This is a genomic window from Bifidobacterium sp. LH_424, assembly GCF_056356895.1.
In genome coordinates, this window is record NZ_JBKEVC010000010.1 from 22,890 (window position 1) to 37,472 (window position 14,583).

Annotated in this window: 8 protein-coding genes and 1 tRNA gene; 8 read left to right on the forward strand and 1 reads right to left on the reverse strand. The window is 66.3% G+C overall.

Annotation, left to right across the window (positions count from 1 at the left end; all coding sequences use genetic code 11):
* The first annotated feature begins 67 nt into the window (after positions 1 to 67).
* The 4 genes from dnaK (at position 68) to AC1AYP_RS08510 (ending at position 4,546) form a co-directional block, all read left to right on the forward strand.
* Positions 68 to 1,960: a molecular chaperone DnaK gene (dnaK, locus tag AC1AYP_RS08495; protein ID WP_476547527.1), complete on the forward strand. Its 1,893-nt coding sequence runs from the start codon at positions 68 to 70 to the stop codon at positions 1,958 to 1,960.
* An 11-nt stretch (positions 1,961 to 1,971) separates the two neighbouring features.
* The gene (gene grpE, locus AC1AYP_RS08500) at positions 1,972 to 2,664 is read left to right on the forward strand and encodes a nucleotide exchange factor GrpE (RefSeq protein ID WP_476547529.1); all 693 of its coding nucleotides are present in this window, start codon (positions 1,972 to 1,974) and stop codon (positions 2,662 to 2,664) included.
* 276 nt (positions 2,665 to 2,940) lie between these two features.
* A complete protein-coding gene (locus AC1AYP_RS08505) occupies positions 2,941 to 3,969 on the forward strand; it encodes a DnaJ C-terminal domain-containing protein (RefSeq protein WP_476547531.1) in 1,029 nt (342 codons plus the stop codon).
* A gap of 22 nt (positions 3,970 to 3,991) precedes the next feature.
* Positions 3,992 to 4,546, forward strand: a complete 555-nt coding sequence (locus tag AC1AYP_RS08510; RefSeq protein WP_476503195.1) for a heat shock protein transcriptional repressor HspR — start codon at positions 3,992 to 3,994, stop codon at positions 4,544 to 4,546.
* A 177-nt stretch (positions 4,547 to 4,723) separates the two neighbouring features.
* On the opposite strand, the gene AC1AYP_RS08515 is transcribed toward AC1AYP_RS08510, so the two are convergent.
* Positions 4,724 to 10,063: a 3-keto-alpha-glucoside-1,2-lyase-like domain-containing protein gene (locus AC1AYP_RS08515; protein WP_476503169.1), complete on the reverse strand. Its 5,340-nt coding sequence runs from the start codon at positions 10,061 to 10,063 to the stop codon at positions 4,724 to 4,726.
* Between the two features lie 579 nt (positions 10,064 to 10,642).
* On the opposite strand from AC1AYP_RS08515, the gene AC1AYP_RS08520 reads away from it, so the two are divergent.
* The 4 genes from AC1AYP_RS08520 to AC1AYP_RS08535 all read left to right on the forward strand — a co-directional run bounded on the left by AC1AYP_RS08520 (position 10,643) and on the right by AC1AYP_RS08535 (position 14,583).
* Positions 10,643 to 11,329 carry an HAD family hydrolase gene (locus tag AC1AYP_RS08520; RefSeq protein ID WP_476503170.1) on the forward strand — a complete coding sequence of 229 codons (687 nt, stop codon included), beginning with the start codon at positions 10,643 to 10,645 and terminating at the stop codon, positions 11,327 to 11,329.
* Positions 11,330 to 11,503: 174 nt separating this feature from the next.
* Entirely contained in the window at positions 11,504 to 12,211 is a 708-nt protein-coding gene (locus AC1AYP_RS08525) for a DedA family protein (protein ID WP_476533011.1), read from the forward strand.
* Between the two features lie 122 nt (positions 12,212 to 12,333).
* Positions 12,334 to 12,406: transfer RNA gene (locus tag AC1AYP_RS08530), tRNA-Ala, on the forward strand.
* An 890-nt stretch (positions 12,407 to 13,296) separates the two neighbouring features.
* A complete protein-coding gene (locus tag AC1AYP_RS08535; RefSeq protein ID WP_476533010.1) occupies positions 13,297 to 14,583 on the forward strand; it encodes an adenylosuccinate synthase in 1,287 nt (428 codons plus the stop codon).

Sequence of the window (14,583 nt, forward strand, 5' to 3'; positions counted from 1 at the left end):
CACCGATCGCACCCGGAACCTGAGCGAAGAACGTAAGAACGAACACAAGAACAAAGGAGCACACATTATGGCACGTGCAGTTGGTATCGATCTGGGCACCACGAATTCCTGCATCGCCACCCTCGAAGGCGGCGAGCCCACGGTCATCGTCAACGCCGAAGGCGCGCGCACCACGCCGTCCGTGGTCGCGTTCTCCAAGTCCGGCGAGATCCTCGTCGGTGAGGTCGCCAAGCGCCAGGCCGTGACCAACGTCGACCGCACCATCTCCTCCGTCAAGCGTCACATGGGCACCGACTGGACCGTCGAGATCGACGGCAAGAAGTGGACCCCTCAGGAGATCTCCGCGCAGATCCTGATGAAGCTGAAGAGGGACGCCGAGGCCTACCTCGGCGAGCCCGTCACCGACGCCGTCATCACCTGCCCGGCGTACTTCAACGACGCCCAGCGCCAGGCCACCAAGGACGCCGGCAAGATCGCCGGCCTGAACGTCCTGCGCATCATCAACGAGCCGACCGCGGCCGCGCTGGCCTACGGTCTGGAGAAGGGCAAGGAGGACGAACGCATCCTGGTCTTCGACCTCGGCGGCGGCACCTTCGATGTCTCCCTGCTGGAGATCGGCAAGGACGAGGACGGCTTCTCCACCATCCAGGTGCAGGCCACCAACGGCGACAACCACCTCGGCGGCGACGATTGGGATCAGAAGATCATCGACTGGCTCGTCACCGAAGTCAAGAACAAGTACGGCATCGACCTGAGCAAGGACAAGATCGCCCTGCAGCGTCTGAAGGAAGCCGCGGAGCAGGCCAAGAAGGAGCTCTCCTCCTCGACCTCGACCTCCATCTCCATGCAGTACCTGGCCATGACGCCCGACGGCACCCCGGTCCACCTGGACGAGACCCTGACCCGTGCGCACTTCGAGGAAATGACCTCCGACCTGCTCGGCCGCTGCCGCACGCCGTTCAACAACGTGCTGCGCGACGCGAACATCTCCGTCGGCCAGATCGACCACGTGGTGCTCGTCGGTGGTTCCACCCGTATGCCGGCCGTCAAGGAGCTCGTCAAGGAGCTCACCGGCGGCAAGGAAGCGAACCAGTCCGTCAACCCGGATGAGGTCGTCGCCGTCGGCGCCGCCGTGCAGTCCGGCGTCATCAAGGGCGACCGCAAGGACGTCCTGCTCATCGACGTGACCCCGCTCTCCCTCGGCATCGAGACCAAGGGCGGCATCATGACCAAGCTCATCGACCGCAACACCGCCATCCCGACCAAGCGTTCCGAGGTGTTCTCCACCGCCGAGGACAACCAGCCGTCCGTGCTGATCCAGGTCTACCAGGGCGAGCGCGAGTTCGCGCGCGACAACAAGCCGCTGGGCACCTTCGAGCTGACCGGCATCGCGCCGGCTCCGCGTGGCGTCCCGCAGATCGAGGTCACCTTCGACATCGACGCCAACGGCATCGTGCACGTGTCCGCCAAGGACAAGGGCACCGGCAAGGAGCAGTCGATGACCATCACCGGCGGTTCCGGCCTGCCGAAGGACGAGATCGACCGCATGGTCAAGGAGGCCGAAGCCCACGAGGCCGAGGACAAGAAGCGCAAGGAGGACGCCGAGACCCGCAACCAGGCCGAGGCCTTCGCCTACCAGACCGAGAAGCTCGTCGCCGACAACAAGGACAAGCTCTCCGATGAGGTCGCCAACGAGGTCACCGAGAAGGTCAACGCCCTCAAGGAAGCCCTCAAGGGCGACGACATCGAGAAGGTCAAGACCGCTCAGACCGAGCTGATGACCTCCGCCCAGAAGATCGGCCAGGCCCTCTACGCCCAGCAGGGCGCGGCGGATGCCGCCGGTGCGGCCGGCGCTGCCGGTGCCGCCGGTGCCGCGGGCGCCGGTTCCGCCTCCAACGGCGGTGACGACGACGTGGTGGACGCCGAGGTCGTGGACGACGACGACAAGGACAACAAGTAAGGTCCCGTCCGATGGCTGAGTTCAACAAGGACGACTACCTGAACGACCTGCCCGACGCCGACGACGCGAAGAACGCCGCGTCGTCGGCCCCGGCCGACACCCCCGCCGACGCGGCCGCCGCCTCGACTCCTTCCGATAAGGGAACGGACGCGGCTAATGCCGCGGCCTCTTCTTCGGCTCCCTCTGACGAGGGAGCTGGCGCGGCGAACGCCGCGACTGAGGGAGAGACTCCGGCCGACGCCAAGGACGGCAAGGACTCCGACACCCTGACCCCGCTGGGCCAGGCCAAGAAGGAGGCCGCCGACTACCTCGAGGCCCTGCAGCGCGAGCGCGCGGAGTTCATCAACTACCGCAACCGCGCGAAGAAGGAGCAGGAGCGCTTCCGCGAGCACGGCATCATCGACGTGCTGACCGCGCTGCTGCCCGCCCTCGACGACATCGACCGCATCCGCGCCAACAGCGAGATGGACGATTCGTTCAAGGCCGTCGCCGCGAAGATCGACAAGGCGTTCGAGAAGTTCGGCGTCGAGAAGTTCGGCGAGGCCGGCGAGGAGTTCGACCCGACCAAGCATGACGCGATCCTGCACAAGCCGGACGATACGGCCGAGAAGGAGACCGTCGACACGGTCGTGGAGGCCGGCTACCGCATCGGCGACCGCGTGATCCGCGCCGCCCGAGTCGTCGTAGCCTCCCCGCACAACTGATCGCAGACGCTCTGCTCCTCTATGAGGGGGAGCGGGCGCGCGTAGCGCCTGATTCGATAATCGGCTTGCATGGATTCCTCGCTCCCGCTGGCGGGAGCTGGCAGCCGAAGGCTGACTGAGGGTGGTTCCCGGTTGGACAACCACCCTCAGTCTCGCTTCGCTCGACAGCTCCCGCCAGCGGGAGCGGGAATATCACCCCCTATACGGCGGGAATATCAAGCTCGTATACGGACTTCAATACGTACATACAAGACTTCAACACGAAAGGAGACATGAATGGCTGAGAACGAATGGCTGAGCAAAGACTTCTACAAAGTCCTTGGTGTCTCCAAGGACGCCTCCGATTCCGACATCACCAAGGCCTACCGCAAGCTGGCCCGCAAGTACCACCCCGACCTCAACAAGACGAAGGAGGCCGAAGAGAAGTTCAAGGACATCTCCGAAGCCTACGACGTGCTGAGCAACAAGGACTCGCGCCAGAAGTACGATGCGATCCGCCAGTTCGGCATGGGCGGCGCCCGCTTCGCCGGCGGTTCCGGCCAGGGCGGCTTCGACGCCTCCGGATTCTCCGACATCTTCGGTTCGATGTTCGGCGGTGGCGCGGGCATGGGCGGCAACGGCTCCCGCATCCACTTCTCCACGTCCGGCGGCGGCAATCCGAACCTCAACGACATCTTCTCGATGTTCGGCGGCGCTGCCGGCGCAGGCGCACATGGCGGCTCGCCCTACGGCGCGTATGGTGACGCCGGCGCGTACGGCGGCTACGAGGAGACCCCGCAGCCGAAGAAGGGCAAGGACCGCAACTCGAAGATCAGCCTGACCCTGCGCCAGGCCGCGAAGGGCGCGACTGTGTCCCTGTCCGTCGACGGTTCCAAGTTCAAGACGCACATCCCCGCCGGCGTGAAGGATGGGCAGAAGATCCGTCTGGCAGGCAAGGGCCATGCGGGCGTCAACGGCGGCAAGCACGGCGACCTGTACCTGCAGGTCAACGTGAAGCCCGACTCCAAGTTCACGATGCGCGGTCATGACCTCGTCATGGACCTGCCCGTGAGCGTCGCCGAAGCCGTCGCCGGCGCGAAGGTCGAGGCGAAGGACATCGACGGCGAGACCGTCACGTTCAAGGTGCCCGCCGGCTCGTCCAGCGGTGCCGAAGTGCGAATCTCCGGCAAGGGCGTGCAATCCGGCAACACCCCGGGCGACCTCGTCGGTCGTGTGATGATCCAGGTGCCCGCCAAGCCGGGTCTCGGTGTCAAGCACGCCGCCAAGGAGTTCGACAAGGCCGCCGGCGACTACATTCCGCGGTGAGCCCGTTGTCAGGAGGTGAATGATGGCGAGGATCGCCCGTGAGGTGCGCCAGTTGTATGCGATGTGCGCGGCGGCGATCGTGCTCGGCCGCGCCGATCTCGACGGTGCCGACGACGCCGGCTTCGACCTCGATCTGGCGGTGTTCACCGTCGGTCAGGCGGCGGAGATCGCCGACATCCACCCGCAGACCCTGCGCCAGTACGACCGCGTCGGTCTCGTCACGCCGCAGCGCACGGAAGGCGGTGCCCGCCGCTATTGTCTGCGCGACATCGACCGTCTCGTGCAGGCGCAGCGATTGAGCCAGTCGGAGGGCATCAACCTGTCCGGCATCACCCGCATCCTCACGTTGCAGGAGGAGAACCGCCAGCTGCGTCGTCAGGTCCGTCGATTGCAGTCGGCCGGTGAGGAGAGCGTGTTCGCGGCCGGCCGCGACGGCGACATCATCGAGATGCAGCGGTCCAACAGCGCACGCATGTGGCGTCGCGCGATCCGCACGCAGACGCGTGAACTGCCCGGTCGCCCGCATCGTCGCGTCGACGCCGACCCCGATTCCAAATCGATCGTGCTGTGGCGCTGAACGTGCCACGTCACGCGCGCGATCCGCACACAACGTAAATCCGCACACAACGTGACGGAACGCACCACAACGTAACGAAATGGCCCGATGGCCACGTCGGAAGACGTGCCATCGGGCCATGCTCATGTCACGGGAGTCGCGCGCGTCGCGTCACACGCGACTCCCACCGTGCGCCGCTCACCGCGCGCGGCGACGCGCGAAGGTGACGGCGATGCCGGCGACCGCCAGCGCGGCCGTCGCGATCGCGGCCACGGCGACGGACGCGCCGGACGCGGACAGCGCCGCGCCAGACCCGTTCGTGTCGTTCGTGCCGTTCGACCCGTTCACGGTGCCGCCGTTCGCGCCGGAGCCGGCGGAACCATTGCCGTTACCGGAACCATTACCGGATTCATCGCCCGTGCCCTCGTTGCCACCGTTGTCGCCGCTGTTGCCGCCGTCGCCGGCGGACTGCAGCCTGCCGTAGGCCTGTTCGAGCGCGGCCGCGGCGTCGTCGACCTGCTGTTGCGTCGCGTCATCGTCGCCGAGCACCGTCTCGGCCCGCTTGAGCGCGGCCGCGAACGGCTTCCAGCTGTCGGGCGTGTAGCTGCCTTCACGCAGTTCGCGCATCCGTGTGACCAGCGTGCGCAGGTCGGTTTTGTCGGCCGGCGTGGTCGGTTCGACCGACGGACGTTTGACGAGCGCCTTCGTCGCCTCGGTCAGCGCCTTCGCGGCGTCGTCGACCTGCTGCTGCGTGGCGGCGGCATCGTCGGCCACCTTCCGCGCGGCGTCCAGCGCGGCGGCGAACGGCTTCCAGCTGGCGGCCGTGTAGTCCGCCTCCCGCTTCGTCAGCGCCTCGGTGATCGCGGCGTCCAGTGCGGTCTTGTCGGCGGGCTTCGGCGTCGGCGTCTCTTTGGCCTTGCCGGCGATGGCGAGCCAGCTCAGGACCGGGTCGGCGCTCACCTTGGAGACCGTGAACGTGACGGTCTGCGCCGAGTCGAGCGTGAACTCGACCGGCAGCGTCTTCGAGTCGCCGGCTCCGGACATGTCCATGTTGCCGGAGGCGAGCTCCTTGCCGGACGCGTCACGCACGTACGCCTTCATGCTGCGCGACTGCCACCATTCGTGGAAGCCGGCCTCCAGCGTGTACGAGCCGGCCTCGAGCGGCAGGCGGTAGGTGATGTCCTTGCCGGATTCGGCGTACAGTCCGGTGCTGAACTTGTCGTTCGAGTCGGTGCCGCCCTTCACCTTCACGCCGTCGGCGTCGTAGCCCCACGACGTGCCGTCCGACGTGCGGTCGGCGGCGTCGTTGAGCAGGTCCGGCACGACGGCCTTCACCGCCGCGTATTCGGGTGATTGCGCGGTTCCGGAGTCGATGAAGTAGCGCACGTCGGCGGGCAGCGCCTCGAGCTCGGCGGTGAACGTCTTGCCCTCGGCGGTGACGCCGGAGACGGCGGCCTTCGTGTAGTCGTCGGCGTTGTTCACGGCGGCGGCCGACTCCTCGCTCCACGATTTGACCGTGACCGTGGCGCCGTTCACCGTCACCTGCTTCGGCAGCGCCTCGCCCTTGACGGTCGCGCCGACGAAGCCGTAGTCGGTGTTCTCGGCGACGGCGAGCCAGCTGATGACCGGCTTCTGGGAGCCGACCTTGCCGAGCGTATACGTGACGGTCTGGTCGGTGGGGACGGAGAATTCAACCGTGCCCGTGGCCGTCTGCGCGGAGGAACCGAGCTTGATGCTCGCGCCGGTGGCGAGCGTCGTGCCGTCGGCCGCCTTGACGGTCTGCGACATCTCGCGCGTCTGGTTCCACCATTCGCGCGCGCCCGCGGTCAGCTTGTACGTGCCGGCCTTGAGCGGCAGGTAGTAGGTCAGCGTGTCGCCGTCCTGGTACCAGCCGGTGTCGGTCTTGTCGCTGGCGGCGAGGTCGCCCGCGTAGCTCTTCGCCTTGAGGCCGGTCGCGTCGTAGCCCCACGTCGTGCCGTCGGAACGCTGGTCGAACTTGTCGTTCGACAGCGTGGCCGCCTGCTTCACCGCCGCGTATTCGGGCGCGTTCTCCGCGCCGTTCGAGTCGATGAAGTAGGTCACGTTGGCGGGGACCGCCTCGACCTGCGCGGTGAAGCGGTACTTCATGCCGTCGGCGAGGGCGGTCTTCGTGACGCCGGTGATCGTGGCCTTCGTGTAGTCGGCCGTGTTCTTGAGGATCTCCGCCGTGTCTTCGTCCCACGTGACGTCGACGGTCTCGCCCTTGACGGCGAGCTTCGCGGGCAGCGTGGAGGCGTCGGTCTTCGTCACGGCGTGGCCGGTGAAACCGAGGTCCTGCGTCTCGGCGGCGATGTTCTTGTCGACGAGCGCCTTGCGCGCGGCCTTGAGTCGCGCGGTCAACGCGGCCGCGCCCTCTGCGTCGAGCCCGTAGGCGGCCGGATCGGCGAGGGCAACGGTCGCGGCGTCGCGGCTTGCGGCGAACACGACCCAGCTGTCGGCGTTCCAGTCGGCGGCGTCGAGGTCGGCGTAGGAGTCGACGAGCGTCTTCAGCGCGGCGACGTCCACGCCGGCGGCGGTCGCGGCGTCCGCCTTGACCACGCCGACGGCGTCGATGTTGAACGCGTCGTCGGTGGCGGTCGTGAGCGCGACGGTGTGGCGGCCGTTGGCCAGGCCGCGCAGACGGAACGACGTGTGCAGGTTGCCGCCGCTCTGCGTCGCGGCGCCCTTCGCGACCGGCTTGCTGTCGACCGTGACGTCGAGCTTGGCCTTGCCGCCGTTGGAGCCGATCACGTCGAGGCCGGTGCCGTCGAACGTGTAGGTCATCGTCGCGCCCTTGCCGGTGCTGGTATCGGACGTACGCAGCCATTCGAACATGCCCTTGCCGATGAGATGATCCCACTTGCCGTCATACTGTAGGATCGGCGTCGAGGAATCGTCCCAGCTGGTCTGATGCATGCCGTCGATCACGTCCGTGTAGTACGGCGTGTAGCCGGGCAGCGTCGTCACCTTGAGATTGTCGAAGCGGACGAAATCGTAGCTGGAACCGAGCTGGACGCGGCCGTTGGACTGCGGCGAGGCGTCCTGGTAGGTGGCGACGTCCACGCCGTTGACGCCGACCGTGTAGGTGTCGCCGGCGACCTTGACGGACAGCCTGTTCCACACGTTCGACCCCTTGTGGAAGCCGACCTTTGCGTTCGAGGCGACGTTGCCGGAGGCGACCTCGGCGCCGTAGCGGCGCATCGACCACCGGCCGTCCGGGTAGAGCTTGATCTCGGCGGCGGACGTGCCGTTGCCGGAGTTGTTGCCGCCCATCTGGCGTGCGCCGAGCGTCGCGTAGCCGCCGTCCTCGAAGAGCACGTCGGCGCTCACCTCGTAGTTGGCCCAACGGTAGTCGCCGATCGTGGTCTGCGGGTCGCCGCCGTTCCATGCGCCGCCGTTGAACGAGCCCTGCGCCATGCCGGGGCCCACCTGCTGGCGCATCACATGGTTGCCGTCGTCGGTCCTGACCACTTCGAACGCGCCGTTGGTGTCGTTCGTGTAGCGCGGGGTGGCGCCGGTGTCGCCGCCGCGGGAGGCGAGGTAATCCTGCGTCACGTCCTTGCCGGTCTTCGGATCGTAGGAGACGACCGTCTTGCCCTGATACTCGAAGTCGTCGGCGTACAGCGTATCGTCGTCGGTCACGCCCTGGCGGTCGCCGGTGGCGTCCGTGTCGAGCACCGCGCGCTTGCCGTCCGTGTACTCCTCGGAGCGCGGCAGGCGGCTGATGCGCTCGCCGACTGTCGCGCCGCGGTCGAGCGTCGTGGCGGTGAGCATGCTCCACGGCTGCACGGTGACCGTGTACGTGCCGTTCGCGTCCGGCTGGATCTGTTCGCGCAGACGCACGTAGTTCGCGTCGTAGGCCTCGCCCTTGGCGGCGGCCGTCGTCTGCCACAGCTCCATCGTCTTGTCGTCGCCGAGCTTCATGTCCTTCGCGGTGATCCGGTAGGTCTTCGTGGTGGCGCTGTCGTTGACGATGACGGTGGAGAAGTCCTTCGCGTCCGGAGCGGCGAGCGTCATGTACGAGGAGGCGCCGCCGCGTGAGGTGTTGGAGCCCGTGCCGCGCCCCGGCGGATTGCCGTCCTTGAGGCCGCTGGCCGAGGCCTGCGGGATGCCGCGCCAGACGCCGTTCGCGTCTGGATCGTCCGCGTCGGTCTCGTAGCCCATCGTACTGAAGTCGGCGATCTGCTCGAGCACGGCGAGGCCGCCGTCGTAGTACGTCCAGCCGCTCCACGGGTCGCGCGCGCTCAGCAGCTCCTTCGAGGAGTACTGGAAGCCGTCGTAGAACGAGCCGATGGCCGGCTGGTAGACGTTCATCGTGCGGCGCGAATGGTCGAATCCGGCGACGATCCAGTTGCCCATCTCCAGCGCGGAGTTGATGCCGCCGATGCCGGTGCCCTTGCGGTCGCCCGCGTTCTCGCCGGACGCAGAGTCCACGGTGTTGTTGACGCGGTCCGCGGTGTTGGAGAAGGTGGCCTGCGCCTCGGAGTTCCAGATCTCCTTGTCGTAGTCGTCGGCGAGCGTCTTGAAGTTGTTCCCCTGGTCGCCGGTGGTGTAGTGGTAGCCGGAGATATCCACCGCGTCGCGCAGCGTCTTGTCGGCGAGCATGTCGTCGCCGAACGAGCCGGTGCTCACCTCGTCGGAGATGACGACGCGGATGCGGTGGAACAGGTTCTTCTCGGTCGCGTCCTTCCACGCGGGCACGTCGTTGCCGTCCAGGTCCTTGACCGTCCCCGCGCCGACGAAACCGGTCTCGTCGGCCTTGACGCGCTTCGAGAACTCCTTGGTCCAGTTGAGGTCCGGCGCGGTCTCGTTGATGTGCGGGTTCACCGAATCCACCATGTAGCCGTACTGGCGGTAGACGGCGAGGATCGTGTTCTTGTACCACGTGTACACGTCGTCGTTGCTCTTGACCCAGGCGGGGGAGCGCCAGCGCAGGATGCTCACGCGCACGTCCGGATTGACCTTCATCGCGTCGGCGGCCAGCTGGAAGCCGGGCTCCAGCGCCACGTTCGGGTAGGCGTCGGCCGAGCGCATCGTGGCCGGCTCCGGGCCGGTCGAGTTGTTGCGGTCGTTGCCCATCTCGATCTTGACGGTGTTCATCAGCGGATGGTCGCCGCCGAACAAGGTGGTGATGATCCGCCAGTAGGCCTCGGGGCTCTGCGCCTTGTAGTCCATCAGCAGCGAGCTGGTGGAGTTGGCGGACAGTACGCCGAAGCCCTTGAACGTCAGGCCGTTGCGGTTCTTCGCCGCCGCGGCGACGTCCGCGCCGTCCACGGTGACGTCGACCGGGTCGGTCGGCGACGCGGCGGTCGCGGCGGTGGCGGGTGCCGTGGCGACCGCGAACGTGCCCAGCATCGCGAGGGAGGCGAGCGCGGCGGTGACGCGGCGCAGGTTGCGGCCCGCGGCGTCGTGGGCCGGGGAAGTGGCGGTCTGGTAGGTCTGGCCGGTCTGGTCGGCTTTACCGGTCTGGTTGCGTTGCCATAGGTGCGTCCGCTTCGGCGCGCCCTTGTTCTCGTGCATGCGGTTCCTTCTTCTTGTTGCCGTTGCGGTGGGCGCGTTCGGGTGATTCGCCGGTCGTCGTGCCGTCGGTCCGGGTCTTCCATCCCGTTCCGTGGGTCGTCCGTTCCGTGGAGCCGTTCCATGGAGCTGTTCCGTGCGGGAGTCGCCTCGTCGCCGTGTCCGCTGTTCCCGTCATGCGGCACCCCATTGTGAGCGTTCCCATGACGTTTGCTGGATATTGTAACCCCTTCCATCGCCATCACGGGGTTTGCCGTCCTTTGCCGGCGTCGGTGTCTCGGCGGCATCGGGAATCGCGCAATCGATCGTCACGTCATCATCGCCGCGTGACCGTCGTCATCGCATCATCGCCGTCGCCATCGCGTCATCGCATCATCGCCGTCGCCATCGCGTCATCGCGTGACCGTCGTACCGTCGCACGGAATATCGCAATCGTCCACGGAAATCGCAATCACGTTGCGACCTGCGCGGACCGCGTCGCGCTCGCGCGCGCCGGGCCGCGTGTCGCGGCGGATCTGTCGCCGCGCTTTGGTGAGATGGACATGGAAACGCACCCGCCCAACCGTGATGGATGGAGGAACCATGCAGCTCAAAGCCGTGTTCTGGGATCTCGACGGCACGCTCATCGACTCGGAACCGCTGTGGCACGACGGCGAAATCGAACTCGCCGAGGCCAACGGAGGCCACTGGACGGAGGATCTCGGCTGGGAATGCTCCGGCACGCCCGTGCCCGACGTGGCCCGCAAGATGATCGAACACGGGTGCACGCTGAGCGTCGAGGAGATCGACGTGCAGCTCAAGGCCTACGTGTTCGAACACGAGAAGATGCACATGCCGTGGATCGACGGTGTGCTCGACACCCTGCGCTCGCTCAAGGAGGCCGGAATCCCGACCATGCTGGTGAGCACCTCGCCGCGCCCGATCGTCGAGAACGTGCTCGCCGCCGCGCCCGGCCTGTTCTCCGGCTACGTGTGCGGCGACGACGACGCCAAGCACAAGCCGTCGCCCGAACCGTACCTGCTCGCCGCCTCGCGCCTCGGCATCGCGCCCGAAGACATGGCCTCCTGCGCCGTGTTCGAGGACACGCCCGTCGGCCTCGCCGCCGGTGCCGCGTCCGGGGCGACCGTCATCGCGCAGACGTGCACGATCCGCACCGACACGTCGGACGGGCCGCAGTTCACGTCGATCGACGGGTATGCGGGCGTCGACGCGGAGGCGATCGACACGATCGTGCGCAAGCGCCTCGCCGCGCTCGCCGCCGAGGCGTGACGCGGCCGGAAGCGCGGTCTCTTAGTCATTTCTTATAGGGGCTGCTGGTATGGTGATTGGCGGTTGATTCGCGGCCGTCCGTCCGATTGCCGGCGGCCCCTTATCCGTCTGCGCGAGACCTCTCCGAGAGGCAGTCCGCATAAGACAAGAGAGCATAGGAAACACGGAAAATCCATGGGTTTTGTACATTTCATCATCGAACTGCTGAAGGATCCGCGCGCGGCCATCGCCAGCTGGATCGCGATGGGCGTCGCGCCCACGCTCGGCTTCATCTTCCTCATCGTCTTCATCGAGACCGGCGTTGTCTTCTTCCCGTTCCTGCCCGGTGACTCCCTGCTGTTCGCGGCCGGCGTGTTCGCCGCGCCCGACGCCGCCACCGGCCAGGTCGCGCTGCCGTTGCACTACCTGCTGCCCGTCGTGTGGTGCGCACCGATCATCGGCGACCAGTGCAACTACTTCATTGGCCACTTCTTCGGTCGCCGCATCATCGCCTCCGGCAAGGTCAAGGCCATGACGCCGGAGCGCATCGCGAAGACCGAGGCGATGATCGAGAAGTGGGGTCCGCTCGCCGTGTTCCTCGGCCGCTTCTTCCCGTTCATCCGCACGTTCATGCCGTTCATCTCCGGCATCTCCGGCATGCGCTGGCGCCGCTTCACGCCGTTCTCGGTGCTTGGCGGCTTCATCTGGTCGTCCCTGTTCACGCTGCTCGGCTACTTCTTCGGCAACATCCCCGCCGTGCAGAAGCACTTCGAGCTCGTGATTGTGCTGATTCTCGCCGTCTCGCTGATTCCGACGATCGTCGGCCTCGTCAAGGCGAAGTTCGGCAAGAAGAAGGGGGAGACCGCCGAGCCGGCTCCGCACCACGTGGCTGAGGCGGAGTGATCGCCGGGTGGTCGCTGTGCGATCGCGAGCGATCTTCAATTTCCCGGGCGTGTCGGGTTGCGAAATCCTGAACGCGGGATAATATTGGTCGAGTTGTCCTGCGGAGCAAGACAACAAACCAAGGGGCTGTAGCTCAGTTGGTAGAGCGCTTCGTTCGCATCGAAGAGGTCGTGGTTTCGATTACCATCAGCTCCACAAACCCTCCGGATTCCACCCCGGAGGGTTTTTCTTTTACTTGATTCCCGCCCGACCGCCGGGCTGGCAGCTGTCGGCTTCGCCGACCCAAGCCTGCGAACGGCCCACTGGACCGTTCGCTTTACGGCTTGGCCCCGGAGGGTTTTTCTTTTACTGATTCCCGCCCATGTGTCGGCCGGCCGTCGTCGGCTTCGCCGACCTGCGCCTAAGAACAGTCCACTGGACTGTTCTCCGGGCGGCGCAGCCCGCGGAGGGGTTTCCTTTTTGTAATCTTGACCGACTGTTCAGAAAGCCGAGCGCGGGTTTATGGTTGAGCGCGGTTTCTCGCTCGGGAGGGGTACATCTCTGCTGTCTCGAGCGCGTATCTGCGTTGCGAGGGGTATCAGACCCGGATTATTCCGAGTCCACACGCCGACATGGTGCCATCTGCACCGGCACAAACCGAGATATTCCCCCGGTCATGTACCCCTCATACGCCGGTTACGCTCGGAGAATGACGGGAAAGTACCCCTGCCAACCAAGAAAACGAAATCAGGCTATGGGCCAACATGTATGCCCGATGGTCTGCTCGTTTCCTCTCGTCCGGGAATAGTTGCGCTGAGACAAGGTCAGTACAACCATTCCCGGACGAGGCCGTTGTTTTCCGGGATTCTTTGCGCTGGCGTCATCTCAGTGCAAGGAATCCCGGACGATAGGGCGTATTCCCGGGATTTCTTGCGCCGGCCGTCCGCAACGTCGCCTGCCAACGGTCCGCCGGGCCGCTTGTCTCACGGATTCCACCTCGGAGGGTCTTCCCCCAAACGAGACGCCGCGCGCCACCGTAGGGGCCGTAAGGTAGTCTTGTTCCCCGGCGGAATCATGCGGAAATCATGCAATTGCGGAGGTGCATCATGCCTGGAATCGTTCTGATCGGCGCCCAGTGGGGCGACGAAGGCAAAGGCAAGGCCACGGATTTGATCGGCACGAAGGTCGATTACGTCGCGCGTTTCAACGGCGGCAACAACGCGGGTCACAGCGTCGTCGTCGGCGATGAGTCGTACGCGCTGCACCTTCTGCCCTCCGGCATCATCAACCCGCATCTCACCCCGGTGATCGGCAACGGCGTCGTCGTCGACCCGGAGGTCCTGTTCGAGGAGATCGACGGCCTCGAGGCCCGTGGCATCGACTGCTCCCACCTGCTCGTCTCCGAGGCGGCGCACATCATCGCGCCGTACCATCGCACGCTCGACAAGGTGACCGAACGCTTCCTCGGCAAGCACAAGATCGGCACCACCGGCCGCGGCATCGGCCCCGCCTACGCGGACAAGATCAACCGCGTCGGCATCCGCGTGCACGACCTGTTCAACGCCGACCACCTGCACGACAAGGTCGAGGCGAGCCTGCACCAGAAGAACCAGATCCTCGTCAAGCTGTACAACCGTCGCGCCATCGACGTGGACCAGACCACCGACGAGCTCCTGAAGCTCGGCGAGCGTCTCAAGCCGTACGTCGCCAACACGGGCCTCATCCTCAACAAGGCGCTCGACGAAGGCAAGACCGTCCTGTTCGAGGGCGCCCAGGCCACGATGCTCGACGTGGACCACGGCACCTACCCGTTCGTCACCTCCTCCAACCCGACCGCCGGCGGCGCCTGCACCGGCACCGGCGTCGGCCCCACGAAGATCACCCGCGTGATCGGCGTCTCCAAGGCGTACGTGACCCGCGTGGGCGAGGGCCCGTTCCCGACCGAGCTGTTCGACGAGTCCGGCGAATGGCTGCGCCAGCAGGGCCACGAGTTCGGCGTGACCACCGGCCGCCCGCGCCGCTGCGGCTGGTTCGACGCGGTCGTCAACCGTTACGCGAGCCAGGTGAACGGCCTGACCGACATCGTGCTCACGAAACTCGATGTGCTCACCGGCCTCAAGGAGATTCCGATCTGCGTCGCCTACGACGTGGACGGCGAACGCCACGACGACATGCCGACCGACCAGGCCGCCTTCGCCGCCGCGAAGCCGATCTACGAGACCATGCCCGGCTGGGACGAGGACATCTCCGGCTGCCACAGCTTCGACGAGCTGCCCGCCACCTGCCAGGCGTACGTGAAGCGTCTCGAGGAGCTGAGCAACTGCCGCATCTCCGCGATCGGCACCGGCCCGCAGCGCGACCACATCATCTCCGTCCACTCGCTCATCGACTGA

What these genes read in the sequence shown, in the direction of transcription:
- dnaK (WP_476547527.1), top strand. Translation starts at nt 68, where the DNA reads ATGGCACGTGCAGTTGGTATCGATCTGGGCACCACGAATTCCTGCATC.
- AC1AYP_RS08510 (WP_476503195.1), top strand. Translation starts at nt 3,992, where the DNA reads ATGGCGAGGATCGCCCGTGAGGTGCGCCAGTTGTATGCGATGTGCGCG.
- grpE (WP_476547529.1), top strand. Translation starts at nt 1,972, where the DNA reads ATGGCTGAGTTCAACAAGGACGACTACCTGAACGACCTGCCCGACGCC.
- AC1AYP_RS08525 (WP_476533011.1), top strand. Translation starts at nt 11,504, where the DNA reads ATGGGTTTTGTACATTTCATCATCGAACTGCTGAAGGATCCGCGCGCG.
- AC1AYP_RS08535 (WP_476533010.1), top strand. Translation starts at nt 13,297, where the DNA reads ATGCCTGGAATCGTTCTGATCGGCGCCCAGTGGGGCGACGAAGGCAAA.
- AC1AYP_RS08505 (WP_476547531.1), top strand. Translation starts at nt 2,941, where the DNA reads ATGGCTGAGAACGAATGGCTGAGCAAAGACTTCTACAAAGTCCTTGGT.
- AC1AYP_RS08515 (WP_476503169.1), bottom strand. Translation starts at nt 10,063, where the DNA reads ATGCACGAGAACAAGGGCGCGCCGAAGCGGACGCACCTATGGCAACGC.
- AC1AYP_RS08520 (WP_476503170.1), top strand. Translation starts at nt 10,643, where the DNA reads ATGCAGCTCAAAGCCGTGTTCTGGGATCTCGACGGCACGCTCATCGAC.